Origin of the sequence: Streptomyces humicola (assembly GCF_024436035.1) — a bacterium.
GTDB lineage: Bacteria > Actinomycetota > Actinomycetes > Streptomycetales > Streptomycetaceae > Streptantibioticus_B > Streptantibioticus_B humicola.
In genome coordinates, this window is sequence record NZ_JANFNG010000011.1 from 28,015 (window position 1) to 53,608 (window position 25,594).

General features: G+C 71.5%; 34 protein-coding genes and 1 pseudogene. 19 read left to right on the top strand and 16 right to left on the bottom strand.

Features of this window, described 5'->3' with window-relative positions; all coding sequences use genetic code 11:
- Positions 1-47: 47 nt before the first annotated feature.
- Genes NGB36_RS15910 through NGB36_RS15920 form a run of 3 tightly spaced genes read right to left on the bottom strand, consistent with a single transcriptional unit; the run spans position 48 to position 1,557 of the window.
- The gene (locus NGB36_RS15910) at positions 48-587 is read right to left on the bottom strand and encodes a nucleoside-triphosphatase (RefSeq protein WP_255920942.1); all 540 of its coding nucleotides are present in this window, start codon (positions 585-587) and stop codon (positions 48-50) included.
- A complete protein-coding gene (locus NGB36_RS15915) occupies positions 544-996 on the bottom strand; it encodes an MmcQ/YjbR family DNA-binding protein (RefSeq protein WP_372509456.1) in 453 nt (150 codons plus the stop codon). The genes NGB36_RS15910 and NGB36_RS15915 overlap by 44 nt, the downstream gene beginning before the upstream one ends.
- A 9-nt stretch (positions 997-1,005) precedes the next feature.
- Positions 1,006-1,557 (bottom strand): DUF1697 domain-containing protein, encoded by a 552-nt coding sequence (locus NGB36_RS15920; RefSeq protein WP_255920943.1) that lies wholly within the window; start codon positions 1,555-1,557, stop codon positions 1,006-1,008.
- Between the two features lie 136 nt (positions 1,558-1,693).
- Between NGB36_RS15920 and NGB36_RS15925 the strand changes: the two genes are divergently transcribed.
- The 7 genes from NGB36_RS15925 to NGB36_RS15955 all read left to right on the top strand — a co-directional run bounded on the left by NGB36_RS15925 (position 1,694) and on the right by NGB36_RS15955 (position 6,224).
- Positions 1,694-1,897, top strand: a complete 204-nt coding sequence (locus tag NGB36_RS15925; RefSeq protein WP_255920944.1) for a hypothetical protein — start codon at positions 1,694-1,696, stop codon at positions 1,895-1,897.
- Positions 1,898-1,939: 42 nt separating this feature from the next.
- Entirely contained in the window at positions 1,940-2,323 is a 384-nt protein-coding gene (locus tag NGB36_RS15930) for a thiol-disulfide oxidoreductase DCC family protein (protein WP_255920945.1), read from the top strand.
- A 449-nt stretch (positions 2,324-2,772) separates the two neighbouring features.
- Entirely contained in the window at positions 2,773-3,072 is a 300-nt protein-coding gene (locus tag NGB36_RS15935; protein ID WP_255920946.1) for a hypothetical protein, read from the top strand.
- Positions 3,069-3,974: an FAD:protein FMN transferase gene (locus NGB36_RS15940; protein WP_255920947.1), complete on the top strand. Its 906-nt coding sequence runs from the start codon at positions 3,069-3,071 to the stop codon at positions 3,972-3,974. The genes NGB36_RS15935 and NGB36_RS15940 overlap by 4 nt, the downstream gene beginning before the upstream one ends.
- Complete coding sequence (locus NGB36_RS15945; protein WP_255920948.1) at positions 3,971-4,636, top strand: ferric reductase-like transmembrane domain-containing protein; 666 nt, start codon at positions 3,971-3,973, stop codon at positions 4,634-4,636. Before NGB36_RS15940 ends, NGB36_RS15945 begins: the two co-directional genes overlap by 4 nt.
- Positions 4,633-5,988 (top strand): NADH-ubiquinone oxidoreductase-F iron-sulfur binding region domain-containing protein, encoded by a 1,356-nt coding sequence (locus tag NGB36_RS15950; RefSeq protein ID WP_255920949.1) that lies wholly within the window; start codon positions 4,633-4,635, stop codon positions 5,986-5,988. Before NGB36_RS15945 ends, NGB36_RS15950 begins: the two co-directional genes overlap by 4 nt.
- A 5-nt stretch (positions 5,989-5,993) precedes the next feature.
- Positions 5,994-6,224, top strand: a complete 231-nt coding sequence (locus NGB36_RS15955) for a ferredoxin (RefSeq protein ID WP_255920950.1) — start codon at positions 5,994-5,996, stop codon at positions 6,222-6,224.
- A gap of 10 nt (positions 6,225-6,234) precedes the next feature.
- Here the strand turns inward: NGB36_RS15955 and NGB36_RS15960 are convergent, their stop codons facing one another.
- Together NGB36_RS15960 and NGB36_RS15965 are read right to left on the bottom strand one after the other, a co-directional pair.
- Positions 6,235-7,104: a YVTN family beta-propeller repeat protein gene (locus NGB36_RS15960; protein WP_255921092.1), complete on the bottom strand. Its 870-nt coding sequence runs from the start codon at positions 7,102-7,104 to the stop codon at positions 6,235-6,237.
- Positions 7,105-7,320: 216 nt separating this feature from the next.
- Positions 7,321-8,727: pseudogene (locus NGB36_RS15965) on the bottom strand (alkaline phosphatase family protein); the annotation flags it as partial.
- A 223-nt stretch (positions 8,728-8,950) separates the two neighbouring features.
- Between NGB36_RS15965 and NGB36_RS15970 the strand changes: the two are divergent.
- The 6 genes from NGB36_RS15970 (at position 8,951) to NGB36_RS15995 (ending at position 13,019) form a co-directional block, all read left to right on the top strand.
- A complete protein-coding gene (locus NGB36_RS15970) occupies positions 8,951-9,238 on the top strand; it encodes a hypothetical protein (RefSeq protein ID WP_255920951.1) in 288 nt (95 codons plus the stop codon).
- A gap of 86 nt (positions 9,239-9,324) precedes the next feature.
- Positions 9,325-9,576, top strand: coding sequence for an NfeD C-terminal domain-containing protein (locus NGB36_RS15975; RefSeq protein ID WP_255920952.1), 252 nt, complete (start codon positions 9,325-9,327; stop codon positions 9,574-9,576).
- Between the two features lie 11 nt (positions 9,577-9,587).
- A complete protein-coding gene (locus NGB36_RS15980; RefSeq protein ID WP_255920953.1) occupies positions 9,588-10,754 on the top strand; it encodes an SPFH domain-containing protein in 1,167 nt (388 codons plus the stop codon).
- A gap of 46 nt (positions 10,755-10,800) precedes the next feature.
- The gene (locus NGB36_RS15985; protein WP_255920954.1) at positions 10,801-11,436 is read left to right on the top strand and encodes a TetR/AcrR family transcriptional regulator; all 636 of its coding nucleotides are present in this window, start codon (positions 10,801-10,803) and stop codon (positions 11,434-11,436) included.
- A gap of 121 nt (positions 11,437-11,557) precedes the next feature.
- Positions 11,558-12,814 (top strand): cytochrome P450, encoded by a 1,257-nt coding sequence (locus NGB36_RS15990; protein WP_255920955.1) that lies wholly within the window; start codon positions 11,558-11,560, stop codon positions 12,812-12,814.
- 7 nt (positions 12,815-12,821) lie between these two features.
- Positions 12,822-13,019 carry a ferredoxin gene (locus NGB36_RS15995; protein ID WP_255920956.1) on the top strand — a complete coding sequence of 66 codons (198 nt, stop codon included), beginning with the start codon at positions 12,822-12,824 and terminating at the stop codon, positions 13,017-13,019.
- 78 nt (positions 13,020-13,097) lie between these two features.
- On the opposite strand, the gene NGB36_RS16000 is transcribed toward NGB36_RS15995, so the two are convergent.
- From NGB36_RS16000 to NGB36_RS16010, 3 genes are all read right to left on the bottom strand, one after another.
- Entirely contained in the window at positions 13,098-13,691 is a 594-nt protein-coding gene (locus tag NGB36_RS16000) for a hypothetical protein (RefSeq protein ID WP_255920957.1), read from the bottom strand.
- A gap of 236 nt (positions 13,692-13,927) precedes the next feature.
- A complete protein-coding gene (locus NGB36_RS16005; RefSeq protein ID WP_255920958.1) occupies positions 13,928-15,175 on the bottom strand; it encodes a glycosyltransferase in 1,248 nt (415 codons plus the stop codon).
- A gap of 165 nt (positions 15,176-15,340) precedes the next feature.
- Entirely contained in the window at positions 15,341-15,634 is a 294-nt protein-coding gene (locus NGB36_RS16010; RefSeq protein ID WP_255920959.1) for a hypothetical protein, read from the bottom strand.
- A gap of 92 nt (positions 15,635-15,726) precedes the next feature.
- Here NGB36_RS16010 and NGB36_RS16015 point away from each other — a divergent pair, with 92 nt between their 5' ends.
- A complete protein-coding gene (locus tag NGB36_RS16015) occupies positions 15,727-16,422 on the top strand; it encodes a CBS domain-containing protein (RefSeq protein ID WP_255920960.1) in 696 nt (231 codons plus the stop codon).
- Positions 16,419-17,168 (top strand): CBS domain-containing protein, encoded by a 750-nt coding sequence (locus tag NGB36_RS16020; RefSeq protein WP_255920961.1) that lies wholly within the window; start codon positions 16,419-16,421, stop codon positions 17,166-17,168. The genes NGB36_RS16015 and NGB36_RS16020 overlap by 4 nt, the downstream gene beginning before the upstream one ends.
- A 33-nt stretch (positions 17,169-17,201) precedes the next feature.
- Here NGB36_RS16020 and NGB36_RS16025 read toward each other — a convergent pair whose 3' ends face one another.
- The 5 genes from NGB36_RS16025 to NGB36_RS16045 all read right to left on the bottom strand — a co-directional run bounded on the left by NGB36_RS16025 (position 17,202) and on the right by NGB36_RS16045 (position 20,335).
- On the bottom strand, positions 17,202-17,651 hold the full coding sequence (locus tag NGB36_RS16025) for a CBS domain-containing protein (RefSeq protein ID WP_255920962.1): 450 nt from the start codon (positions 17,649-17,651) through the stop codon (positions 17,202-17,204).
- The gene (locus NGB36_RS16030; protein WP_269470221.1) at positions 17,648-18,616 is read right to left on the bottom strand and encodes a universal stress protein; all 969 of its coding nucleotides are present in this window, start codon (positions 18,614-18,616) and stop codon (positions 17,648-17,650) included. The genes NGB36_RS16025 and NGB36_RS16030 overlap by 4 nt, the downstream gene beginning before the upstream one ends.
- A complete protein-coding gene (locus NGB36_RS16035; RefSeq protein WP_255920963.1) occupies positions 18,613-18,858 on the bottom strand; it encodes a dsRBD fold-containing protein in 246 nt (81 codons plus the stop codon). Before NGB36_RS16035 ends, NGB36_RS16030 begins: the two co-directional genes overlap by 4 nt.
- 127 nt (positions 18,859-18,985) lie before the next feature.
- Positions 18,986-19,711 carry a response regulator gene (locus NGB36_RS16040; RefSeq protein WP_255920964.1) on the bottom strand — a complete coding sequence of 242 codons (726 nt, stop codon included), beginning with the start codon at positions 19,709-19,711 and terminating at the stop codon, positions 18,986-18,988.
- A 114-nt stretch (positions 19,712-19,825) separates the two neighbouring features.
- Positions 19,826-20,335: a CBS domain-containing protein gene (locus NGB36_RS16045; RefSeq protein WP_255920965.1), complete on the bottom strand. Its 510-nt coding sequence runs from the start codon at positions 20,333-20,335 to the stop codon at positions 19,826-19,828.
- Positions 20,336-20,607: 272 nt separating this feature from the next.
- Between NGB36_RS16045 and NGB36_RS16050 the strand changes: the two genes are divergently transcribed.
- A complete protein-coding gene (locus tag NGB36_RS16050) occupies positions 20,608-21,477 on the top strand; it encodes a universal stress protein (protein WP_255920966.1) in 870 nt (289 codons plus the stop codon).
- 55 nt (positions 21,478-21,532) lie between these two features.
- Positions 21,533-22,009 carry an OsmC family protein gene (locus tag NGB36_RS16055; RefSeq protein WP_255920967.1) on the top strand — a complete coding sequence of 159 codons (477 nt, stop codon included), beginning with the start codon at positions 21,533-21,535 and terminating at the stop codon, positions 22,007-22,009.
- A gap of 26 nt (positions 22,010-22,035) precedes the next feature.
- Here NGB36_RS16055 and NGB36_RS16060 read toward each other — a convergent pair whose 3' ends face one another.
- Positions 22,036-22,698: a CBS domain-containing protein gene (locus tag NGB36_RS16060; RefSeq protein ID WP_255921094.1), complete on the bottom strand. Its 663-nt coding sequence runs from the start codon at positions 22,696-22,698 to the stop codon at positions 22,036-22,038.
- A 35-nt stretch (positions 22,699-22,733) separates the two neighbouring features.
- The gene (locus tag NGB36_RS16065; RefSeq protein ID WP_255920968.1) at positions 22,734-23,483 is read right to left on the bottom strand and encodes a CBS domain-containing protein; all 750 of its coding nucleotides are present in this window, start codon (positions 23,481-23,483) and stop codon (positions 22,734-22,736) included.
- A gap of 285 nt (positions 23,484-23,768) precedes the next feature.
- Between NGB36_RS16065 and NGB36_RS16070 the strand changes: the two genes are divergently transcribed.
- Both NGB36_RS16070 and NGB36_RS16075 read left to right on the top strand, forming a co-directional pair.
- Positions 23,769-24,221: an Hsp20/alpha crystallin family protein gene (locus tag NGB36_RS16070; protein WP_308288861.1), complete on the top strand. Its 453-nt coding sequence runs from the start codon at positions 23,769-23,771 to the stop codon at positions 24,219-24,221.
- Between the two features lie 93 nt (positions 24,222-24,314).
- The gene (locus NGB36_RS16075; protein ID WP_255920969.1) at positions 24,315-25,127 is read left to right on the top strand and encodes an HAD-IIA family hydrolase; all 813 of its coding nucleotides are present in this window, start codon (positions 24,315-24,317) and stop codon (positions 25,125-25,127) included.
- Here the strand turns inward: NGB36_RS16075 and NGB36_RS16080 are convergent.
- Entirely contained in the window at positions 25,118-25,591 is a 474-nt protein-coding gene (locus NGB36_RS16080) for a Dps family protein (RefSeq protein ID WP_255920970.1), read from the bottom strand. The two genes, NGB36_RS16075 and NGB36_RS16080, sit on opposite strands and share 10 nt — an antisense overlap.
- Positions 25,592-25,594: the final 3 nt, after the last annotated feature.

Genomic DNA, 25,594 nt, shown 5'->3' on the forward strand with positions numbered 1-25,594 from the left:
GACGGGGCGCGACTCGGCCGACTCGGCCGGATCTGCGCTTTGGGACGTCAGGCGGTCTGCAGACGGCGGATCAGATCGTGCGGGAGGGAGTCGCGGTTCGCCGGTGTCAGGTGCACGAGTTCGACATCGGTGCGCCCCTTGAGGGCGTCGGTGAACGGATCGCGGTGTACGTGGACGGTGGCGACGACATCGACGTCGGCCTGGAACAATGCGCTGACGGTGTCCCGGAATGCGGCGCAGGCCAGCTCCATGCGTCCGAGCTCGTCGATGATCACCAGGAGTCCGGGGCCAGGAGCGGCCGAGTGTGCCGTCGCGACCCGCAGCGGCGGCAGCGCGAGCCGTTCCATCACGCCCAGGTCGACGCCGTACCGTCCGATTCGTGGCGGCCCCGGGAAGCCGGTGTGCGCGAGCACCTCGCGCCGGCCGGTCAGTGTCTCCAGCGCGAATCCGACTCGTGTCCCGCCGTCCCGGATCTCCTCCGTGGTGAAACCGGTGATCTCACGGTCGTGAAGCATCGCCGCCAGCCGGCGGACAGCGGTGGTCTTACCCGCGCCGGGACGCCCTTCGAGCAGGATCCTCGTCGGCATCTTGTCCTCCTCCCGTGGGCGGGCCCACCGCCGCTCGCTCCCCGCGGTGGACGCCGGGCCAGTCGAGCAGCAGCTGCCGGGCGTGTGGCAGGCCGGCAACGACCAGGTCGTAGGAGTCTTCGATCATCTCGTGGACGAGGCGGTCGGGGACGGAGCCATCCAGCAGCACGGTGTTCCAGTGGCGCTTGTTGAGGTGCCAGCCACCCGTGATCGCCGGGTACCGCTCGCGCAGTTCCAGCGCGAGATCGGGGTCGCACTTCAGGCTCACCGACAGCGGGACGGCGTCCAGCGCGCTGAGCGCGAACATCTTGCCGCCGACCTTGAAGACCGAGGTCCCGGCGTTGAAGGGGAAGGTCTCGGCTGCCCCGTTGAGCTCCAGACAGGCTGCTTTGAGTGACTCGGGTGTCATGGGACGAACTCACGCCTTCCTTGAGGCGGCGAGGATCTTCTCGGCGGTGTGGAAGAACCGTCCCGTGGCGTACACCCCGAAGGTCTTCTCGATCACCGGGTTCGGGTTGGCGCCGGGGCGGCCGTTGAGCCGCCGCCAGATCACGTAGGCGGTCCTTTCGCTGGCGCCGAGGATTTCCCAGTCGCCCTTGGCCGAACGCATCGGGAACTCCCCACCGGCCAGTGAACCCGACGTGAAGACCATGGAGAAACGCTCGTCCTCGGCAGGCTCCCTGCCCACGAATGGTGAGGCGGCCAGCTCCGCTTCGAGTTCCGGCACCGTGCGCAGGATGGTCGGTATCGCGAAACCGAAGGAGTCGGCCAGTGCGTGCTCGATGCGCTCCACGAGGGCGGTGCGGTCGGTCTCCGCGCTGGTGAAGAACGCGTTGCCGCTGGCGATGTAGGTGCGCACGGAGCCGAGACCGAGCCCGGCCAGGACCTCGCGCAGGCGCGCCATCTCGACCTTGCGTCCGCCGACGTTGACGGCGCGCAGGAAGGCGATGTGGGTCTGGTCGGCGCTCATGGCGACGATGCTAGAGCCATCGGGCGGCGTTTGAGCCCCGACCCGGAGTCCGGCCCGTCCCTGTGGTCCCGCCCCGCCCCCGGCCGAGTTCGCGGTTCGGGGTGCGCATCGCGGCCGCCCGTCGCAGTCTGGGGCTATGGAGCATCCACCGGTGGTGGTGTACCCGCCGCAGGACGGTGCGCGGCGGGTGACCGTTCGTGGAGAGCCCGTGGGCACGGCCTACGGGTTGGTGGACCTGGAGGAGTTCCTGCGCCTTGCCGGGCTGGACCCCGACGACGTCGCTCTCGACGATCCCGCACTGATCGAGTGGCGTGGGGGCGGGCCCGAGGTGTGGGAATAGCCCGGCGGCGGAGGGTTTCGCCGTGCGAGGCATGATGTGTTGATGCGAACACGACCAGTTCTGGTGTACGACGGCGACTGCGGCTTCTGCACCACCTCGGTGACCTTCGCCGAGCGCCGCATACGTCCCCAGTGCGAGGTCACCGCGTGGCAGTTTGCGCAGTTGAGCGAGCTGGGGACCACGCAGCAGCGCGCGGAGCGCGAAGTGCTGTGGATCCTGCCGGACGGCACGGTGCACGGTGGTGCCCAGGCCGTCGCCCGGCTTCTGCTCAGCGCGGGCAGCGGTTGGGCCGTCCTGGGGGCGCTGCTGCGACTGCCGCCGTTGCGATGGGCGGCCGCCGGTGTCTACCGGCTCGTCGCGAACAACCGGGAGCGCATGCCCGGCGGCACGCCTGCGTGTGCACTGCCGCGGCCCAGCGGCCGTTGACGCATGCCGGACCATTGACGCGCGATGGCGCCCGGATCATGATGCCGTGCCCAGAAGGGCGTCGAGCAGCATCTCCACCGCTTGCGCGGAGCGTTGCCGCGGACGGGGTGCGGGTGCCACCGGATCCCGCTGTCGCGTCGAAGAGGATGCAGTCGCACGGACCGCATCCGGATATTCCGCCACGCCCGGCGGCCGTTGAATTCGGATTCCTCGCGGATGCACCCGTCCGGCGGCATTCCGGCGCCGGAATCGGAGTAATTCCGAATGATGCGCACGGAGCGAACAGGATTCCGGACGGAATGGCGAATGAGATCTGAATCACACTGTGCGGTCATCCGGGGGCATGCCGGGTAGCGTGCCGCGAAAGCCACAATCTGTCCGGACTTTTCGATCTTTCTCACTTCGCTGGTTCCGACCGTTCCCGAAGGGCCGGCCGACGAGGAGGTGCGATGTCCCACCCCGTCCACCACGACCACCCTCACCATGCCGAGGCAGCCCGGCGGCGGGACCGCGGACTGCGGCGCGTCGGACGCACGACCCGCCGGGTTGCCCTCCTCTCCGTCGCCGGAGCCATGGCGCTCGGCGCCGGGTACGCGCACGCGCTGCCGAAGCTGCCGAACATGAGCACCGTCTGGTCGGTGTTCTCGCTCCAGAGCGACTGGCACCCGGTGCCCCCCGCCGTCCACGCGCAGACCGCCCCCGCGCAGCACACGGCCTCCCTGTCGCCCACCGCCACGCGATCCTCATGACCGTCACCGCACTCCCACCCGCTGCGGTCTCCTTCTCCGCGCTCGGCACCACCGCCGTGCTGCGCCTTACGGATCCGGCCGGCCTCGAAGCGGCCCGCCGCGTCCTCGAGGAGGAACTGGCCGCCATCGACGCCGTCTGCAGTCGCATCCGGCCCGACTCCGAGCTCTCGCGGGCCAACGCTGCCGCGGCCTCTGCCCGCGCGGCGGTCCACGTCAGCCCGCTCCTCGCCGAAGTGCTGGACGTGGCGCAACGCGCCGCCGAAGCCACCGGCGGCGCCGCCGACCCCACCGTTCCGGCCGCGTCCACGCCGTCCGGCTCCTCGCCCGGGTCGGCGTACGGCCGACCGGTGTGGCCGATGCGGCCCGCACGGCCCGCAACGGGCTGGCGTTCCGTGCGCTGGCACCGCGCGGCCCGCTGGCTCTGCCTGCCCGCGGGCGTGAGCCTCGACCTGGATTCGACCGCACGGGCTCTGGCCGCCGACCGCACGGCCCACCGCGCGGCTGCGGCCGCGGGCTGCGGCGTTCTGGTCACCGTCGGCGGTCACCACCGCGCGGCCGGCGAGGCGCCGCCGGGCGGCTGGCGGATCGCCGTCGCCGGTGACCCCCAGGTACGGATCGCCGCCGGCGCCCTGGTCACCCAGGCCACCGCGGTGCCGCTCCAGCGCGGCGAGCGCAGGACACGAGGGCACGGCGACGCCGGGCCGGCGGTCTGGCGGACGGTCAGCGTCTGCGCGATGGACTGCGTCGACGCCGACACGGCCGCCACCGCCGCCGCCAGGCTCGGCGAGCGCGCGGCCGGCTGGCTGCGCCGCGTCGGCCTGCCCGCCCGGCTGACCAGGATCGATGGCACCGTCGTGCGCGTCTGCGGCTGGCCGGAGGAGGCCACGGGAGGTCTCCGATGACCTCAGTGGTCCGGCTGGGAGCCGCGTCGCTGCCCGTTGCCGCCCACCGTCCGCTGTGGTTCGCCACGCGGGCGAGTGGCAGCATCACCCTGCTTCTGCTCACGGCAGCCGTTGCACTGGGCGTCCTGGTGAGCGGACGGTACGCGCCGAAACGGTTCACCCGCTTCGAGATCAGCGCGCTGCACCGCAACGTCTCGGTGCTCAGCCTCGCCTTCCTGGCGGTGCACATCGTGACGACGGTCGTCGATCCGCTCGTCCCCGTCGGCTGGGTGCCGGCGCTGGTGCCGTTCATCTCCGCCTACCGGGCGCCGTGGCTGGGCCTGGCCACCCTCGCCTCCGACCTGATGCTCGCCGTCGCGATCACCAGCGCCGTACGGCTGCGGATGGGCCGCCGTCCGTGGAAGGCGGTGCACTGGCTGGCCTACGCGGCCTGGCCGGTCGCGCTCTTCCACGCGGCGGCGGGCACCGACACCCATCTCGACCTGCAGCGCGGGCTGTACGCGGCGTGCGTCGCCGCGGTGCTCGCCGCGGTGTGGTGGCGGCTGTACCGGGCCGGTCCCGGCATGCTTGCCGGCCGCCTGTCGGCGGGCGTCGTCGCCGCGTTGGTCCCGGCCGCGCTCGGGGCCTTCCTCGCCTCCGGACCGCAGGGGGTCTTCCTGTGACCGAGACGCAATCATCTTCTCCGCCTTCCGCGGCCTGCGTGCTGGACGGCCCGACGGGCCCGTACGGCTCCCGCCTGCTGTACGGCTGGCTTCGCACCGGCAGCCCCGCCGACCTCGACGAACACCTCGACCGGTACGGCCCGCCGCCGCTGCCGCGCACCGCGCGCCGCCCGACGGCCGGACCGCTGGTACGGGCCGTGGAGGAGGCGGGACTCACCGGCCGCGGTGGCGCCGCTTTCCCCACGGGCCGCAAGCTGCGCACCGTCGCCGAGACCCCCGGCCCGGCTGTCGTCATCGCCAACGGCATGGAGAGCGAACCGGTCAGCCGCAAGGACAAGATCCTGCTCAGCCTCGCCCCGCACCTGGTGCTGGACGGCGCGTCGCTCGCGGCCGCCGCGGTTGGCGCCGAAGCCGTCCACCTGTGCCTGCCGCGCACCCGGGCCGGGCTGGTCCGGCATCTGGCCGGTGCCGTTGACGAGCGGCGGCTGCGCGGCATCGACCGGGTGCCCATCCACGTCCATGGGCTGCCCCACCGCTACGTCTCCAGCGAGGCGACGTCGCTGGTGCGGTGGGTGAACGGCGGAGACGCCCGTCCCGCATCGACACCGCCGCGCCCCTTCGAACAGGGTGTGGGCGGGCTCCCGACGCTGGTCGACAACGTCGAGACCCTCGCCCATCTGGCGCTGATCGCCCGGTACGGCGCCGACTGGTTCCGTACCGCGGGACGTCCCGGCGCGCCCGGTACGACGCTGGTCACGCTCGCCGGCGCGGTCCGCGCGCCCGGTGTCTACGAGACGCCGATGGGCACCCCGATCGGCGAGCTCGTGGACCGTGCCGAGGGCCCCAGCGAGGAGATCGGCGCGCTGCTGCTCGGCGGCTTCTTCGGCAGCTGGGTTCCGGCGGAGACGGCGATGGGGCTGTCCTTCGCCAAGAACGACCTCGCGGCCGTCGGCGCGGGTCCGGGGGCCGGGGTGATCGCGGCGCTGCCGCGGCGCGCCTGCGGCCTCGCCGAGACCGCCCGCGTGCTGGCGTACCTCGCGGCGCACAGCGCCAGGCAGTGCGGCCCGTGCACGATGGGACTGCCCACGGTCGCCGAGGACTTCGCCGCGGTGGCACGGGGCGACGCCGACACCCGCCTGCTCGACCGGCTCGCCGGCAGGATCGGCCTGCTGTCCGGGCGCGGCGCCTGCCGCCACCCGGACGGGGCGTCGCGGCTCGCCGCCACGGCGCTGCGGGTCTTTGCCGACGACCTGCGCCAGCACATCCGGCGGGGGCCGTGTGCGGCTGCCTCGCGCAAACCGGTGCTGTCCGTGCCCGATCCCGCGGCGGCCGATGCACAGGGATGGCGGTGAACGGCATGTCCGATGCACAGACCGCGTCCGGTGTGCACACCCTGCTGATCGACCGCATTGCGTGCGACGGCCACGGCGCCTGCGCCGAGCTGCTCCCCGAACTCATCGGGCTCGACGAGTGGGGCTATCCCATCGTCAGGTCCACCGACGTTCCCGGAGAGCTGCTCGATCATGCGCGGCGCGCCGTCGCCGAGTGCCCTGTGCTGGCGCTCCGCGTCGAGCAGAAGCACCGCTAGGCGCCTGGCGTCAGGCGACGGCCACGCCGCTCGGCTCGCTCGACAGGCCCAGCGGCGCACTGCCCACCACCTGCAGCGTCTTGACGTCGATCGCATCCACCGTGCTCGCCGCGTTCGCCGACACCCACACGGTGTCGTCGGTTGCGGTGATCCCGGTCGGCACGTGGTGCACCCGCACCCGGGCGACGACGGTGCCGCTCGCGGCGTCGACCACCGTGACGGTGTCGTCCCCCGCACTGGTGACGTAGACGCGTGCACCGTCCGGGGCGACCGCGACCTGCCAGGGCCTCCTGCCCACGGGGATCCGCGCGACGACGAGGTGGTCGCGCGTGTCGATCACCGACAGCGTTTCCTCCCAGGCGTTGGCGACGTACACGCGGGTGCCGTCCGGGTGCACGGCGACGCCGTTGGAACGCGCCTGGCCGATCAGGAGCCGGCGCTGTTCGCCGTCGCCGGTGTCCACCACCGACAGTCCGTCGAAGCAGGTGACGTACAGCGTTCCGCCGTCGGGGCTCGGCGCGACGGAGTGCGGCGCGAGACCCGTCTGCCACGTGGCGCACACCTTGTCACAGCCGGTCTCGATCACCGAGACGGTCTGCGAGCCGCCGGGGCCGGTGTCCGGGCCGGTGTTGGCGACGTAGACGTGGCGGCCGTCCGGCGAGGACGCCACACCGTGCGGGAGGAGACCCACGGTGACACTCGAGACGATCCTGCCCTGCGTGGTGTCGTACACCGAAACGTCGCTCGCTCCGGAGTTGCTGATGTACAGCTTGTGGCCGCCGGCGGGCGCGGTGATGCCGTAGGGGTTGGTCCCGGCGTCGATGCTCGCCACCAGCCGGTGGGTCGATGTGTCGACCACGGCGATCGAGTAGCTGACCATGCCGGCCGCGTAGGTGTGCACGCCGCTGGTCGGGCCGGTCTTGGGCACGGAGTCCTGCGTGCCGGGGAAGTTGGTGCCCGCGGTGCCGTCCGGGAAGTCACCGCTGTGCGAGGTGGCATTCTCCACGGAACGGCTCGTGGAGTACCGCCGCGCACCGCTCAGTTCGCCCGTCCCGCCCGGCGCGGAGCTCGCGGACGGCACCGCTTGAAGACCCGGGCCGGTCTCCTGGTGCGGGGGCCTCTGGTCGGCGCCGGGGACGGGCGGCGGCGGCAGGGTGGCCACCTCGTGCTCGGCGGTCCACAACTGCCGCTTGGTCGGTGGCAGCGCCGGGAACGGCCGGGTGTGCGGGAATCCGAGCGCCGAGGTGAGGTCGCCGAACGTCTGCCGCCGCCAGTCGCTGATGTTCGGCTCGCGCACGCCGGTGATCTGCTCCAGGAAGCGCAGCACGGAGGTGTGGTCGAAGGGCTCGCTCGACACGTAACCGCCTTGCGTCCACGGCGAGACGATGATGCACGGCACGCGGATGCCCGCGCCGATCGGCAGCCCCTGGACGAACTCGTCTGCTGTCCCCTCGGGCGGCGTCGGCGGGACGACGTGGTCGAACAGGCCGTCGTTCTCGTCGTAGTTGACGATGAACACGGTCTTGCGCCACACGTCGGGGTTGGCGGCCACCGCATCCAGCTGTCGGGCGAGGAAGTCGGCGCCGGACGCCGGGAGGTAGTCGGGATGCTCCGACTGCGGTGACGTCGGGATGATCCATGAGACGGTCGGCAGCCGGTCGTGGAGCGCGTCGCGCGCGAACTGGTCGGCCGGGCCGATGGTCAGCCCGTGCTCGTAGAGCGGGTCGCCCGGCTCGGCGTCCTGGTAGGCCTTGAAGAACTCCAGCGGATTGCAGCCGTAGTCGTCCTCCTCCTGGTAGACGTGCCAGGAGATGCCGGCCTCGGTCAGCCGCTCGGGATAGGTGGTCCAGCGGAACGGCTGCGGGATCACGTTGCTGATGACCGGTCCGCCGTGCGCGCCACCGGGGTCGATGGTGCCGCTCCAGTGGTAGAGGCGGTTGGGCCAGGTCGGGCCGAGGACGGAGCTGTGGTAGGCGTCGCAGAGGGTGAAGGACTCGGCGAGCGCGAAGTGGAAGGGGATGTCGGCCCGCTCGTAATAGCCCATGGTGTAGGGGCCGTTGGCGTTGCCGTCGGCGGCGCGGTGGGCCGGGACCCAGTTGTCCATCGCGCCGCCGTTCCACGCCTGGTGCTGCGTCGTCCACGCGTGGCTGGTCGACGGGATCGCCTGTGCGCTCGTGCTCCTGGTGTCCAGGTGGAACGGGAGCAGATAGCCGTCGGGGTTGTCCGGATCCGGCTGGTAGAAGATCGAGCGCCCGTTCGGCAGCGTGGCGGCATCCGGGTCGTCGAATCCGCGCACTCCGCGCAGCGTGCCGAAGTAGTGGTCGAACGACCGGTTCTCCAGCATCAGGATGACGACGTGCTCGATCTCCTCCAGCGAGCCGGGACGACGGACCGGGTCGGCCATGACGCGCTGCAGATTCGGCGGGAGCACGGATGCCGCGGCGGCGAGACCGCTGATGCCCAGTGCTGACCTGAGTAGCCGTCGACGGGAGACGCCTGCCATGACCACCTCGCTGCCGGAGACCGGGGACCTGTTCACCACACACCAGTGCGCCGTGCGACACAAGGGACAGGCGGTGAACCCCCCTCAACTTCGCATTGACCGGGCTGCGGGACACCGGCGCATCTCGGCCATTCGGGTGATCGGCCGGACTCGCCGGGGCATGTGTGAGGTGCCCGTCAGCGGGCAGGTACGACGGCGACCGACAACGAACGGGGTGAGGTACATGCACGACGGGGGCGGATTCAGCGGTGGCCACGGCGGGGGCGGCTTCGGCGGCCATCACGGCGGGGGCAGCGGCCTGCAACACCATCACCACACCGGGAATCACCACCATCACAACGGGAACGCGCAGGACGCGGGTTCCGGCGCGCTCTTCGCCACGGCCTCCGGCAGCCGCCGGCACCCCGGCCGTCGTTCCGCGTCTCGCTCCGGCGTTGCCACGGTGATGGTCGCGATCTTCCTGGTCGTCGCTTTCGTCCTGGTGGCCACGGCCATTCAGACGCATCACTAGCGGCCAAGCAGGCCGCGAGGCGTTAATGTCTGGGCTGCAGAAACAACAAGGCTGCAGTTCCGGAACGACGAGGGGGGCGGCCGTCCATGACGCGGGACGAGGCCGTGATCGGCTGTACGGGGGTGCTCGTCATCGGCACCCGCGGGCCCGCTGGTCCCGGCGAGGTCCTGGTACGGGTCAGGGGCGGTTCCGAGACCTTCCTCGCCTGGTCCGCCGAGCCCCTGGCCAAGGGGGCGCCCGTGCTCGTCGTCGAATCCCGTGGCGCTCGCCAGGTCGATGTCATCGAGTGGGCTGATTCGTTGGATGCGTCGGCCGGCGGTACCGGCGACGCCGGTTGAGGAGACGAAAGATGTTCGGTTACCGGGTTCCCGCCCCCGACGAGGCGATGCTGATCTCGGGTGGCAGGCGTGGGCAGGGGGGTGCGCCGTTCCGCGTGGTGACCGGCCACGGCAAGTTCGTGCTCCCCGTCTTCCGTAAGGTCCGCTTCCTGACGCTCGCGATGTGCGAGGCCGAGGTCGCGGAGACGTGCGTGACCAAGCAGGGCATCGCCCTGACGGTGCGTGCCGTGATCGCCTTCAAGGTGGGCAACGACACCGAGTCCATCGTCAACGCCGGGCAGCGGTTCCTCTCCGACCAGGACCAGATGTCGGTGCTGACGGGGCGGATCTTCGCCGGGCATCTGCGCGCGATCATAGGCTCGATGACGGTCGAGGAGATCGTCACCGAGCGGCAGAAGCTGGCCACCGAGGTGCTCGACACCTCGAAGGCGGAGATGGCGAAGATCGGTCTGATCGTCGACTCACTGCAGATCCAGTCGATCGACGATGGCGACACCGGCTATATCGACGCGATGTCCGCCCCGTACAAGGCGGCCATCCAGCGGCAGGCCCAGATCGCCCAGGCGCAGGCCACCCAGGCCTCGGTCGAGGCGCAGCAGGAGGCCGCACGGAACCAGGCCGAGTACGCCCGGCAGACCGCCATCGTCCAGGCCCAGTACAACGCCGAGGTGGACCGCGCCCAGGCCCAGGCGGCGCAGGCCGGACCGCTGGCACAGGCGCACGCGCAGCAGGAAGTGCTGGCGGCGCAGACCGAGTTGGCCGAGCGCGCGGCCCAGCTGCGCCAGCAGCAACTGGTGGCCGAGGTGGTCAAGCCCGCCGAGGCGGAGGCCGAGCGGATCAGGGTCCTCGCCCTCGCCGAGGCGGAGCGGATGAAGATCCAGGCCGAGGCGGCGGCATCGCACGACCGGGTGGCACTGGACCGCATGCTGATCGAACAGCTCCCGCAGATCGTCAAGGAGGCCGCGGCCGGTCTCTCCGGCGCCAGCGTCAACGTCCTCAACGGCGCCGACGGGCTCGGTGAGATCGCGGCGGGCCTGGTCGGGCAGGGCCTGACGATCCTGGAGTCGGTGCGCAAGAACCTGGGCACGTCCGAGGGCGACGGCGGGACGCGGAAGTTCGAGGTGCAGCGGTATCTGGGGTCGTCCGGCAAGGACAGCGGCTCGATCGACATCCAGTAGCCCGCATACGGCTCCGCCGGGGGAGCCGCAGAGAGGAGGCCGTCGGGTGGCCGGCGATGGTGCAGTTGCTCATGGCGGCCGGCCCGGGCGGCCGCGCAAGATCCCGCTGAGCAATCCGGAGCGGCGCCGGGAGGTCTTCGACGCCGTGCGGGCCCTGCTCGCCGAGGTGGGGTACGAGCGATGCACCATGGACCTGGTCGCCCAGCGGGCCCGGGCCAGCAAGGCAACGCTCTACCAGCGCTGGCCGTCCAAGGCCCAGCTGGTGGTCGACGCGCTGCAGGAGCACCAGCCCGCACTGGCGGGGGCGGACACCGGGTCGTTCCGTGACGATCTGCGGCATCTGCTGATCTCGTGGCTGTCGGGCCTGACGGAGGAGGATCGCGGGCTCGTGATCGCCCTGCTCGAAGGCAGCAGAAGGGACGCCGAACTCGCCAGGCTGCGCCGTGAGCGGCTCAGCCGGCCGTTGCAGCAGGCGGCGGAGACCGTCCTGGCGAGGGCTCAGCAGCGGGGTGAGATCCCGCCGGGCGTCGATGAGGAACTGCTGGTCGAGTTGCCCTTCGCGCTGGTGCTGATGCACGTGCTGGTCCTCGACGAGGAGCCGGGCCGTGAGCTGGTCGACCGGATCGTCGACGGGGTGCTGGGGCCCCTGCTCGGCGCGCCGGAACCACCTCGGCCCGGCTGAGCGTGCCGGCTGATCGGATCCGGCCGGATCCGATCTATGCACAGCAGTCCCAGGCACATAGAACGGATCCGTACTACCCTGAAATGGAAGATCCAGTTCTTCGCCTGGGAGGTTTGATCCCATGCGCGTGACCGAGCCCTCCCCCTGCTCCACGGGGGGACCCCCGCCGACCACCCTGCCGACCCACCGCAGCTGCCCGTTCGATCCGCCTGAAGAGTACGACCGGCTGCGCGAGCAGGATCCGGTCAGCAGGCTGGCGTTCCCCGACGGCAAGACCGGCTGGCTGCTCACCCGCCACCAGGACGTACGCGCGCTCCTGGCGGACGACCGCTTCAGCTCCGACCGCAGGCGCGCCTCCTCGCCGCTGCGTACCTTCCCCCTGCGCCCCGATGATCTTCAGTCGCGCGCCGGCATGCTCATCACCATGGACCCGCCCGAGCACACGCGGTACCGGCGGATGCTCACCCGCTATTTCACGGTGCGGCGGATGCGTGCCCTGGCGCCGCGGGTCGAGCAGATCGTCGCCGAGCATCTCGACGCGATGGAACGCAGCGGGCCGCCCGTGGACCTCGTCCGCGCCTTCGCCCTGCCGATCCCCTCGCTCGTCATATGCGAGCTGCTCGGCGTGCCGTACGACGACCGTGCGAAGTTCCAGCAGTGGACGTCGACCCTGCTCAGGCTCGACACCGACGAAGAGACCGCGCTGGCGGCGCGCGACGCGCTACGCGACTACATGCTCGGCCTGGTGGCCGTCAAGCGCTTCCACCCCGACGACGCCCTGCTCTCCCACCTGATCGCCACGCAGGACATGCAGGAGACGCCCCAGGACGCCGAGCTCACCGACGAGGAACTGGCCGGCGTCGGACGCCTCCTGCTCGTCGCGGGCCATGAGACCACGGCGAACATGCTGGCGCTCGGCACCTACACCCTGCTGTCGAACCCCGGCCAGCTCCGCGCCATGCTCGACCAGCCCGAATCCGTGGAGCGCGCCGTCGAGGAGCTCCTGCGCTACCTGACCATCGTGCAGTTCGGCACGATCCGCGTCGCCCGCGAGGACGTCGAGATCGACGGCCGTCACATCCGCGCCGGTGAAACGGTGGTCGCCTCGCTCGCCGCCGCCAACCGGGACCCGGAGCACTTTCGGCACCCCGAGGAGCTCGACCTGGGGCGCGAGCCCTCCCAGCACGTCGCCTTCGGGCACGGCATCCACCAGTGCCTCGGCCAGCAACTGGCCCGCGTGGAGATGGAGGTGGCGTTCCCGGCTCTCTTCCGCCGCTTCCCGGGCCTCCGCCTCGCTGTAACGCCGGAGCAGGTCCCGATGCGCGATGACATGCTCATCTACGGAGTGCACGCACTTCCGCTCACCTGGGACGGGTGATCCCGCCATGAAGATCCGGATCGATCACGAGCGGTGCCGCGGCGCCGGGCAGTGCGCCCTCCACGCTCCCGAGCTGTTCGACCAGTCCGACGACGACGGCACCGTCGTCCTGCTCGACGCGGAGCCCCCGCCCGAGCTCGAGGACTCCGCGCGCCTCGCCGCGGCCCTGTGTCCCAACTCGGTCATCACCATCATCGAGTCCTGAGCGGTCCCTGCCGAGGTGCGGGGGACACGGCCCGGTCGGCTCACGGCCCACGGGACCGTGCGCCGACCTCGGACCGGCTCAGCCCTTGCGGCCGGCCCGGCGCCTGATGACGAAGCCGGTGGCCAGTGCACCGGCCATCAGCGCGGTACCGAAGGCGACTTCACCGCCGTCGGGGTGGGTGATGCCGCCGCCGAGGCCCGTGCGGGCACTGCCGCGCGGCGCGGCGGGCTTGGTCGTCGGCATGGGCATGGCCGACGCGCTCGCGCTCGGGCCGGGGCTGCTGCCGCTGCGCATGACGGTCAGGGTGGCCGTCGCGCTCACGCCCGAATTGACGTCGCACGCCACATTGACCTTGTACGTGCCCGGCTTGACGCTGGAGAAGACGGTGCCGGTGCCGGTGACGGCGCCGGGTGTCCCGCCCTTGTACGCCTGGAGGCTGATGGTGGGGAAGGCGTTGGAGTACGCCCGGGAAACGGCGGTGCTGCTGGTGGTGCTGCTGGTGGTGATGCAACCGGTCGCGGTGATCCGCACCGCCTGACCGGGACGCGCGTTGCTCGGGGAGACGATGACCTGCCCGCCCTCGACAGCCGATGCCGGCGGGGTCGTGATCACCAGGGCCGCCCCGGTGACGGCGGCCATCGCGCCGACGCGGGCTATGCCTGCTGTACGCATGTGGATCCCTTGCCTTTCCGAATCGTATGCGCCGCAGCCGTCCTGTCACACTTTCGGATGGTGACCGGACGGCTGAGTCGTACCGCGGCGTCCGACCTCAGCCAAGGGGAGATCGCACGTCCAGGCCCACCGCTGATCGCCCAGACGGGTGGCCGCGTTGCGTCGTTCGGGGGCCGTTACGGCAAGGGAGGTTTCACGGAGGCGCGCAACACGACAGCGACGCGACGCCATACGGCTCACGCCGTACGGGCGAGCGGCCGGGCGCCGAAGCCGTCATCGCGCCCCCGGCGAGCGAGCGCCTCGACGACATGTGCCGCCTCCCGCTCCGGCGGCAGCAGCGGCAGGTACACGCGCCCGCGGCCGGCCTGCGCCTCCAGCGCGTCGGCAAGGCCCGCGGGAGTTTGCGGCCACGGTGCGATGCCGGCGGCCGCCAGCGTCGCCGCGTTCGCCCGGCCGTGCCCGGAGAGCACCTCGTAGCTGACCGCCGGCAGCCCCGCGACGAGCGCCTCGGTGAGCGAAAGGCCGCCCGCGTTGTGGACCAGCACATCGGCGGCGGCCATCAGCCTCGGCACGTCGTCGCGCCAGCCGAGCGCCACCACACCGGGCAGCGCCTCGATCCGGCGCCGCAGCCGGTCGTTCCTGCCGCACAGCACGACGGGCACGGTGCGTCGTGCCGCCCGCATCGCACGGACGCTGCCCATGACGTCGCCGAGGCCCAGGGAACCGGTCATCATCAACGCGATCCGCTGGTCCGCCGCGACTCCCAGCTCCGCACGCACCGCCTGCCGCACCCCCTCCCGCGCGGACTCGTCGGCCGCCTGCCGGAAGGCGTCGTGCGCCAGCGGCCCCGCGGGCGCCATGGGCACCCCGTACCGCTCCATCCCCTCGACAGCCGTCGCCTCCGTGCACGTGAGGTGGGCGTCGTTGTGCGGATGCACCCACAGGCGGTGCGGTGCCGGGTCGGTGAGATAGCAGACCGTCGGCGCGATGAGAGCGCCATCCCGCTTGAGCATCCCGAGGGTCTGGGCCGCGAACGGGAAGGTGGTGACCACCACGTCGTACCCTCGGCCCCCAGGACCCGCCTCCGGGGCCGCCCGGTGCGCCCAGTCGGCCACGTCCCGGCGCGCCGACCGGCACACGTGCATGGTCAGCCGGCGCACCCCGGAGTCCCGTTCCCCGCAGCGGAACAGCCAGTCGAACACCGCGGGGGCGTGGCTGGCGCTGAACGCGTACCCGTCCCGCAGCACCCGCTGGTACGGGCGCGGCAGCGCATCGAGGAAGTCGCGGCAGGTGGCCTCCATGCCCCGCGCCCGCAGCCTGCGCGCCAGCTCGGCGGCCGCACCGTCGTGGCCCGCCCCCACGCTGCCGGAGATCACCAGAGCGCGCAGCGGCCCCTCGTCCCGGCCGGTATGCCCACACCCAGGGGCCGCTCCCCGCCCCTCCGACGCCGACCTCCGGCTCAGGGCAACAGTGCGCAGGCGCATCGAGACGGATCCTCCAGTGCGTGATGGGACTCGGGGGCCGGCCGGCCACCGACACGGGCACGAAGACCTTGTCCGCCGAGGGGCCCCGGCCGGTGTCCTGTGCCCTACGAATCCGGTAACACTGCGCGAACGGCTCAGTCCGTGAACGGCTCGGCCTTCGGCCGCTCAGTGCTGGAAGAGCCTGAGGCCGGTGCGTACCAGAGTGATGCCGTGTTCGCGGCAGGTCTGCTCGACTTCGCCGGACCTGATCGACCCGCCCGGCTCGGCGATCCGCTCGACGCCGTGGCGGCGGCCGTGGTCGACGTTGTCGCGGAACGGCAGCGCGCCCTCGGAGACGGAGGCGACGTTGGAGAGCCTGCCCCGCCACTGCGCCCGCTGAACGGGCGTCAGCGGCCTGTCCGGGATGCGGGCGGGCCAGGGGCGGGACGACGATGTGAGAGGGACCAATGGTCCCGGCACGGGCCCGGCCGTCCCTATGCCGGCCGTCCCGGTCGGGGCACCGTGGGAGCCGAGCGCTCGTGAGCGTCCCGCAGTCGTGAAGGGACTGGATCATGCATCACCGGACAGTCGCAGACCTCATGACGCACATGGTGGTGCGCGTGCACCGCACGACCCCGTTCAAGGAGATCGCCGAGTTGCTCGACGAGCACGACATCACGGCCGTCCCCGTCGTGGACGCCGGCGACCAGCCGGTGGGCATCGTCTCCGAGGCCGATCTGCTGCGAAAGGAAACCGGCAGGCCCGACCCCTCCGGTCGCATCAGTCCGACGCCCCAACAGCCGCATGAGCGCGCCACGTTCGAGGCGACGACGGCCGAGGGCCTGATGTCGAGCCCGGTGGTGTGCGCGCGCCCCGAGTGGAACGTGGTCGAGGCCGCCCGCGTGATGCAGGACCGCGGTGTCAAACGGCTTCCCGTGGTGGACGAGATGGGACGTCTGGTGGGCATCGTCAGCCGCAGTGACCTGATGCGGGTCTTCCTGCGCCGGGACAGCGCGATCCGCGACGAGATCACCGAGGACGTCGTGGTGCGCACGCTGCGCGAATCGCCCTCGGCGGTCCATGTCGAGGTGAAGAACGGCCAGGTCACGCTCGGCGGCAGCGTGGCGCGCCGCAGCCTGGTCCCGGTCCTGGTGCGGCTGTGCCAGAGCGTGGACGGCGTCGTACGCGTCGAGGAGCACCTGGGGTACGAGCGCGACGACCTCGGCGAGACCGAGGACGTGACGGGCGATGCACACCACCCGGGGTGACAGCGGGGACGGGCGGACTCCTGCGGCTTGGCCGGGCGTTGGAGACCACTGTCTGCGAACTCCTCGTCGGGGCGCCGCTGGAAGGAGGGCTGGTGGCCATGGCACACTGCACGGTCGACGAGGTGATGACGCGTTCGCCGGTGACCGTCACTCCCGATGCGCCGGTCAAGTCCGTCGTCGCCGCGCTCACCAAGCACGGTGTCACTGCGGTACCCGTAGTCGGCGCGGACGGACGGCCGCTGGGGATCGTCTCCGAGGCCGACCTGATGGTCAAGGAGTCGCTGCGGTCCGGCCCCGGAGGGGAGACCGCCGCGCAGGTCATGTCGACCCCGGTGTTCACGGCCAGGCCCGAGATGGCGGTGCCGGAGGCGGCCCGGGTGATGGAGCGCCATCACGTCAAGCGGCTGCCCGTGGTGGACGAGGAGGGCCGCCTGGTGGGCATCGTCAGCCGTACCGATCTGCTGAGCGTCTTCCTGCGGGACGACGAGGCCATCGGGGCCGAGATCCTGCATGACGACGTCTTCTTCGGCATCCTGTGGGCCGACTCCACGGCCCTGCATGTGGATGTGGACGACGGCGTGGTCACCCTCACCGGCACTCTGCAACGGCGCAGCACCATCCCGGTCGCCGTGCAGCTGTGCGAGGCGGTCGACGGTGTGGTCGCCGTCCATGAGCGGCTGGCATGGGTGCAGGACGACACCGCGTTGCGGGAGCCGGCGGGACCCGTCGACGGCACCCGCGCGTGACGTGCGTTGGTTTTGCCACCTGCATCCGCACCGTCAGTCGTACCCGCAGCCGACGCCCGCGGGAGGCTCCCGCAGCACACTCCACGCGACCGGCCCGAGCAGATCGGCCATTCGCTGGAAGAGGTCCATCAGCACGTCGTCGAGGGAGAGCACGCCGACGAGCCGGCTGCCGTCGAGCACCGGCAGCCGGCGGATCGCGGCCCTGCGGAAGCGGCGGTAGGCGGCGTCGATGCCCTCGTTCACGTCGAGCGTGGTCACGGGCGCCGACATCACCTCGCGCACCGCCGTCCTCTCCGGATCACGGCCGTGAGCGATCACGCGGACCGCCAGGTCGCGGTCGGTGACGATTCCCCGCAGTGCGCCGTCATCGGCGACGAGGACCGCGCCGACGCCGTTCACGTCCATCCGGACCGCGGCCTCCCGCGCCGACGTCCCCGAAGCGACCACGACCGGCGGTGAGTTCATCAGCTCGGAGATCTTCACGCCTCCGCCCTCCGTTTCCCGGCGAGCGGAACGGTGATGACCGGGCACCGCGCGTGGTGCAGTACGCCCTGGCTGACGGAGCCGAGCAGCATCCCCGTGAAACCGCCGAGCCCCCGGGTGCCGACGACGATGCCGAGTGCGCGCGCCGACTCCTCGCCCAGCACGTGCACGGGGTGGCCGAGCACGACCTCGTGGCCCGCCTTCACAGCCGGGTAGGCGGCCTCGCGCTCCGACACCAACTGCGTCAGCTCCGCTTCGAGCATCGCCTCGTGCCCCGCCCGCTCGTCGCGGTTGCGCAGGAACGCCGGATGCCAGACGGAGACCGCCCGCAGCGAGGCGCCGCGCAGCGCCGCCTCCGCGAAGGCGAAGTCGAGCGCACCCGCCGCTTCGGCGCTGCCGTCGACGCCCACCACGAAGTGCGGTGGCTCTCCCGCCGTGTGCTCGGGCTCGCGGACCACCACCACGGGGCAGGGCGCGTGGGCGATCACCGGCAGGGCGACCGACGCGGAGGTGAACAGCTCGCGCCCGGTGGACAGGCGGCGCGAGCCGAGGACGATCAGCGACGCCTCGGGCGCCTGTTCGCGCAGTACCCAGCTCGGCTCGCCCTCCGCGAGCTCCACCGTCACCATCAGCTGCGGATGGCGGTCCTCGACGTAGGCGACCGCGTCGCCCAGCGCCAGCTCGCCGGCCTCGTGCAGCGAGCGGTTCCACTGCTCCCAGGAGGGGAGCAGATCGGCCTGGGTGACCCGGACGGTCGGCAGGCCCTGCGCGTAGACGATGCGCAGCGGCAGGCCGCGCCGGTCGGCCTCGTCGGCCGCCCAGTCCAGCGCCCACCGGTGGGAGGGGTTCGGGTCGAGCCCGACCACGACCGGGCGCGGGCCTTCGCGGGCGCGGCCGGGACGGGGGATCCAGGCGGTGGTCCGCGGTGCGGTCTCAGGGACCTGCGGGGCCTGCGGGCTTGTCATGGGTCGAGTCCCTCGACGTCCTCCGCGGCCGTGCGGATGAGCTGGCGGCCGAGGTCCGCGAGGGCGCGGCCGGCGGCCAGTTCGTCACCGATCTCGGGAACCTGCAGGTCGTGCGGGCTGATCCGGGCGGTGCCGTGACCGGCGAGATGAGAGGTATTGGTGTCCAGGGTCACCCTGGCCTTGGTGACGTCATCCTCCTCGAAGAGAAACACGTTCGCCTTCCACTCGGCGACGTGTGTCATCGCTGCCACCTCCTGTGTCACCCCCGTACATCGCTTCTCACCACTCACTGTGCCGCAGGTGCAGCGGCGGGCGCCGTGGGCCGAACGTCCCCCGCGGTGTCCGGACGGCCCCCAAAGGCCTGGTGCATCAGTGCGCCGTGTGCGGGTCGTGGTGGTGGTGCTCCGCGTCGTGGTCGCCGCCCGCCCGCACCGCTTCGGTGGCGATGACGGCGGCCTGGATGCGGCGTTCGACGCCGAGTTTGGACAACAGCCGGGAGATGTGGTTCTTGATCGTCTTCTCGGAGAGATACAGCCGCTTGCCGATCTGCCGATTGGTCAGCCCCTCGCCGATCAGGACGAGGATCTCCCGCTCGCGCGCGGTCAGCCCGGCAAGCATCGTGTCCTCCTGCTCCTCGTGGCCGTCCTCGCGCAGGCTGTTCATCAGCCTGGCCGTCGTCGCCGGGTCGAGCATCGACTGCCCCGAGGCGACCGTGCGTACCGCGGAGACCAGGTCGGAGCCCTTGATCTGCTTGAGCACATAGCCGGCGGCACCGGCCATGATCGCGTCGAGCAGGGCGTCGTCGTCGTCGAACGAAGTGAGCATCAGGCACGCGAGTTCCGGCATGCGGGAGCGCAGCTCACGGCAGACGGTGATGCCGTCCCCGTCCGGCAGCCGCACGTCGAGGACGGCCACATCGGGCCGCAGCGCGGGGCCGCGTGCCAGGGCGTGATCCATCGTCCCGGCCTCACCGACGACCTCGATGTCGGGCTCGGCGTCCAACAGATCGTGCACACCTCGCCGTACGACCTCGTGATCGTCGACCAGGAAGACCCGGATCGGCGTCCCCGATGAGAAACCGTGCGCTTCCGCCATGACGGCCCCTAGATCCTCGGTCCCTCCACAAGGGTCCTCTACTCGAAGCCTCCCCCTTGCCGTTGCCCGGTACATGGGCCGAACGGGCCATTGCGCCGCGGGCGCGACCGCCGGTCAGCGCGCCACGGGGAATCCGTTCGTGGACGGGCCCACGGGACCGTGATCCGCCAGCGCCTGGACGAGGGCGGCCCGCGTGACGACGCCCACCACCGTGCCGTGCTCTCCGATGACGGGGAGCGCGTCCACGTCGTGCGTGGTCAGCAGCTGTGCGATGGTGGTGATCCGGGTGCCCGGCATCAGCATGGGACGGTCCAGACCGGTGACTTCCTTGACGTAGCGCCGCTGGAGGGCCTTCTCGTCGACCGGGGAGGTGGCGACCAGATGACGGTCCGACAGCAGCCCGCGGTAGTGGCGCTGATCGTCGACGACGACGAGATGGCGGGTGTGATGCGTCAGCAGCCGTATCACCGCCTCCCACAGTGTCGCTTCCTGCGTGATGTTCGCTCCGGCCGGGCCGAACGGGTTCACCGTGCCGATCAGGTCCTTCGCGGTCAGCCCGGCGAGCGCCTCGGGCCGATGGGCGTAGGGAACCCGCACACGGCGGGGGTTCGCGGTCGTGGCCATGGCAGATGCCTCCTGTGTCGGTCCGTGGCACTCCCATCACCGTTGCTCCGCCGCGAAGCGGGACGAATGGGCTCAAGGGGCAGGCTCGGGGCCATCCGGCCCTATCCGCCCTGGCCTGTCGGTCCCGCGGCGGGACCTGTGGCCCGCGCGCCGTTCCTGGTGGAGCGCCAGGCTGGAATCCAGCGGAACACCCCGCGTGGAGCGATTGCCGCGTACGAGCTGATGCCAGCTGTACGACCTGCGCGAGCTGTGCGACCTGGAGGTGCGTACCGATGGACCGTCCTGTCACCGCCGGCCTGAACGGTTCACCCGAGAGCGTCGCCGCCGCCCACTGGGCGGCCCGTGAAGCCGAGCTGCGCGGCCTGCCGTTGCGCCTGGTCTACGCCTGGGAGTGGCTGCCCAAGCGCCTGCCGCCGACACCATCCGAGCCCGTCTTCGAGCGGCCCTGGCCCGACCGCATGATGGGCGAGGTCGTCAAGGACATCGGATCGCACCATCCGCAGCTGAAGGTCATGGTCGAGCAGATCGAGAACCTGCCGGCCCCGGCGCTGCTCGACGCCGCCCAGGAGTCCGAGCTGCTCGCGCTGGGATCGCGCGGTCTCGGCACCATCGCCGGGTTCCTCGCTGGCTCGGTTTCGCTGGCCGTCGTGGCGCGGGCCGAGCGTCCCGTCGTCCTGGTGCGTGCCGACGGCGACCGTGAGGCGTCGCAGGCGGTGCGTGAGATCGTCGTCGGGGTCGACCTGGGCCACCCGTGCGAACCGGTGCTCGAATTCGCCTTCGACATCGCCACCGTCCACAAGGCGACGGTGCGCGCCGTGCACGCCTGGCACTCCCCGCCCAGCTACGGCTACGTCGCCGGCGGTGTGGACGTGGACGCGTACACCCTGATCGAGAACGACGAACGCAACTCGCTCGCGGCGGCGCTCAAGCCCTGGCGTGAGAAGCACCCCTCTCTCGCGGTGCACGAGCAGCTGGTCGCCGACCGGCCCGCACAGCACCTCGTCGAGGCGGCCTCCGGCGCCGTGCTGCTGGTCGTGGGACGCCGTGCGGCGCGGCCGCCGATGGGCACACGGCTGGGCGCGGCGGCGCACTCGGTGCTGCACCATGCGCCGTGCCCCGTCGTCATCGTCCCGCACGACTGAAGCACGACGACGGAACACGACGGAACGGAAACGACGGAACCGGGAGGCGGTGCGCATGCCGCGGACATCATCCGGCCGGGCACTGCAAGCGGATCAGCGGGAGCCTGCGGACAACCGCCACGTCACGGTCGAGCACGCCGCCGGCGATCTGTACCGGATCGCTGTCCGGGGCCACGAGCTGTGGGCCGACCACCCGGGGGTCTCCGGCGGCGATGGCGATCTCGCCCCGACGCCGACCGAGCTGTTCGTCGCTTCGCTCGCCTCATGCACGGCCTTCTACGCGGGCCGCTACCTCACGCGGCACGGCCTGGACCGCGCCGGGCTGCGCGTCGACGCCGAGTTCACGATGGCCGGCGACCGCCCGGCGCGTGTCCGGGGCGTGATGCTGCGCGTCACCGTCCCGCGAGAACTGAACCCCATGCAGCAGCGCGCCCTGGCAGCGGTCGTCGACCATTGCACGGTCCACAACACGCTGCGGCACCCGCCTCAGGTCGGCATCACCATCGCCGCCGCCAGGCCCCTGCGCAGGTAGCCGGTCGTTACAGCCAGTCGTAAGGGTCACAGCGACGGTTGTCGCCGTGTGGCGGTGAGCCGGCATTCGACGTCGACGACGCCTTCCACGGCGCGGGTGAGCCGGGCGGCGATGGGGATGAGCGAGGCGTCCGGGATAAGGCCGCGCAGGGTGACCGCACCCTCGTCCACCGTCACCTCCACGGGTGGCGAGGCGTTCGGGAAGAGCAGCCCGATCACGTCGCGGCGCACCTCGTCCCCGATGTCCTGGTCGGTGCGGAGGAAGACCTTCAGCAGGTCGCTGCGGCTGACGACGCCCGCCAGGTGCCCCTCGGCGTCGATCACCGGCAGCCGCTTGACGCGGCCGTGGGCCATGATGCGCGCGGCCTGGGCGAGGGTGGCGTCCGCGTGCACGGTGAGCGCAGGGGTGGACATCAGCTCCTCGGCGGTGGTCGCCCCGGCCTTGGCGAGGTCGGCGAGGCGGCTCAGCTGTTCGATGCGAGAGGGGTCGCTGTCGCGGAACTCCTCCTTCGGCAGCAGGTCGGCCCCGGAGACGACGCCGATGACACGGCCCTCGCCTGCGAGCACGGGCAGGGCGCTGACCTTCCACTGCTCCATCGTCCGGACGATCTCCTTGAACGAGGCGCTGCGGCCCACGGCGACGACGGTGTGCGTCATGACGTCGGAGACGATGTGCGGGCTGTGCGGGATCATGTGCCTCATCTCATGGGCGCTGTCCCGCGAGATCATGCGAGATCATGGGGTGAGTTGGGCGCCGGAGCGGGTTCCGGACGCTCCCTGGAGTCGTCGAACCGGAAGGTGAGCCGGTCGACGACCGCGATGACCCCATCCACCCGAGCCGAAAGGCGCAGCGCGATGGCGGCCTCGCTGGCGCGTTCGACACGACCCTCCAGCGTCACCGCGCCGTCGTGGACGGTGACATGGACGGCGGCCGGCGTGAGCCCCAGCGTCCGTTCCAGCACCCCTCGGATCACCTCGGTGCGGATCTCGTGGTCGGTGCGGAGGAAGATCTGCAGCAGGTCGCGGCGGGTGACGATGCCGACGAGACGGTTGTCGTCGTCCACCACCGGCAGCCGTTCGATGCCGTGGCGCACCATGGTGCGGGCCGCCTCCGCCAGGCCGGCCTGCGGGTGCACGGTGATCGCCGGCGCGGACATCAGCCTCTCCGCCGTACGGGCGCGTTGCTTGGCTGCGCGGACCGCTCCGGCGCGGCCCCGTACCAGGCTGCGCAGCGCCCTGCGGGCGCGGCGCAGGGCAGGGCCGTGCCCGGCCTCGTCCGCCTCGGAGAGCCGTGCCTGGTACGTCATCAGGTCGGTCTCGGAGATCACACCGGCCACTCGGTCGTCGGGGCCGACGACCGGGACCCCGCTGATCCGGTACTCGGCGAGCAGGGAGGCGATGTCCTTGAACGGGGTCGCGAAGCCCACGCGCACCACCTCGGATGTCATGACCTCGGCGACCGTGCGGCGCTCCATCGTCCTCAACTCCTGGTGGCCCTCCTGGTGGCCCTCCTGGTGGCCAGAGACTGAGGCCCTTCCTGAGGTGGCTTTTCGTGAGGTGGCTTTTCGTGAGGTGGCCCTTCGTGAGGTGGCCCTTCGTGAGGTCCCTCCGCCCTTCCAGCCTCCGCCACCCGCGGGCATGCGGCCAGGGCCGACGGGTGCCGGGCGCCAGGCCGTCCGGCCCATGCCCGGCACCCCTCGTCGCGCGGCACTCTTGAGGTGAGGGAATGGGGACGAAGGAGACAAGAAGGGAGTACCGCGATGGCTGAGAAGAGGAACCCGAAGGGTGCCCTCATGGAGCGGCGTCACGGATGGCCGTTCGCGATTCCGGACGTCTTCGACTGGTTCGAGTCCGGTGTGCCCGGACTGCTGGGGACACCGGGCCTGCACGGCATCCGCATCGAGGAGGACATGACCGACGGCGCATACGTCCTGCGGGCCGAACTTCCGGGCATCGACCCGGACAAGGACGTGGAGCTCACGGTGCACGGCGGTGTCCTCACCCTGCGGGCCGAGCGTTCGGAACGCGAAGAGGGCGCCAAGCACTCCGAGTTCCGCTACGGCTCGTTCGCGCGGGCGCTGCGCCTGCCCGAGGGGGCACGCGCGGAGGACGCGACCGCCGACTACAAGGACGGCATCCTGACGGTCACCGTCCCTTGCGCCGAGGCGGAAAAGGGCGCCAAGACGATCACCATCAAGCACAAGGCGGACTGACCGGCACGGACTGCCGCACGCGTCGTACGCCATAGGAGCGCCCGGGCCGGCTGCCCGGGCCCTCCGGCTCGCCCGCGGACGTATCGTCGTGCCATGGGACGCGTCGCTGCGGCACTTGTGGACATCGACGGCGTGCTCACCGTCTCCTGGAAGCCGTTGCCGGGCGCGGTCGAGGCCATGGCCCAGCTGCGCGAGCGTGGTCTTCCGGTGGCGCTCGTGACCAACACGACCTCGCGCACGCGCGCCTCCATCGCCCGCACCTTGTCGGAGGCGGGATTGCCGGTCCGTCTCGACGACGTCCTCACCGCACCCGCCGTCACCGCCGCGTATCTCGCCGAGCACTACCCGGGCGCGCGGTGCCTGCTGGTCAACAGCGGTGAGATCGGGGAGGACCTGCCAGGGGTGACGCTGATCGGTGCGGGGCAGGGCAGTGATGCGAATGACGACGCCGATGTCGTGGTGATCGGCGGCGCCGGGCCGGAGTTCGACTATGCGGCGCTCAACCGCGCCTTCGCGCACGTTCAGCGCGGCGCGCGGCTCGTCGCCATGCTCCGCAGCCTGTACTGGCGGACGGACCAGGGGCTCCAGCTGGACACCGGAGCCTTCCTGCTCGGTCTCGAACGGGCCTCGGGCGTCGAGGCCGAGGTGGTGGGCAAGCCCGCGGAGGCATTCTTCGCCACCGCGCTCGACCACCTCGGCGTCACGGCGTCCCAGGCGCTGATGATCGGCGACGACATCGAGACCGACGTCCTGGCCGCCCAGCGCTCGGGAATGACCGGGGTGCTCGTGCGGACGGGCAAGTACCGGCCGGAGGCGGTCGAGAACGCCGACGGCACGCCCGACCACGTCCTCGACTCCTTCGCCGACCTCCCTGCGCTGCTGGAGCGCCTGTCCGGTCAGGCGTGATTCTCCGCCTGGAACATCCAGCTGTGCTTCTCCAGCTCGCGGGTGAGCCCGAGGAAGATGTCCTGGGTCACGAGGTCGGTCTTCTCGGTGGCGTCGATGCGCTCACGCATCCGCCGGATCACCTTGTCGAGCGACTCGACGATGAGCTTGACGACGTCCGTGTCCCGCATCCAGCCGTCCGGCGCGTGCGGCAGGCCGCTGGTCTTCGCGATCACCTCGGCCCGGCCGTCCGGGGTGACGCCGATCGCTGCTGCGCGCTCGGCGACGATGTCCGCGTACGAGCGTGCCGTTGCCACGACCTCGTCGAGCTGGAGATGGATACTGCGGAACCTGGGTCCCATGATGTTCCAGTGGGCCTGCTTGGCGACCAGTGACAGATCGAGCAGGTCTACCAGAGCACCCTGCAGGGTGTCCCCGGTGATCCGCCGCGTCTCCTCGGGCAGCGCGCTCTTGACGACACTCATGCC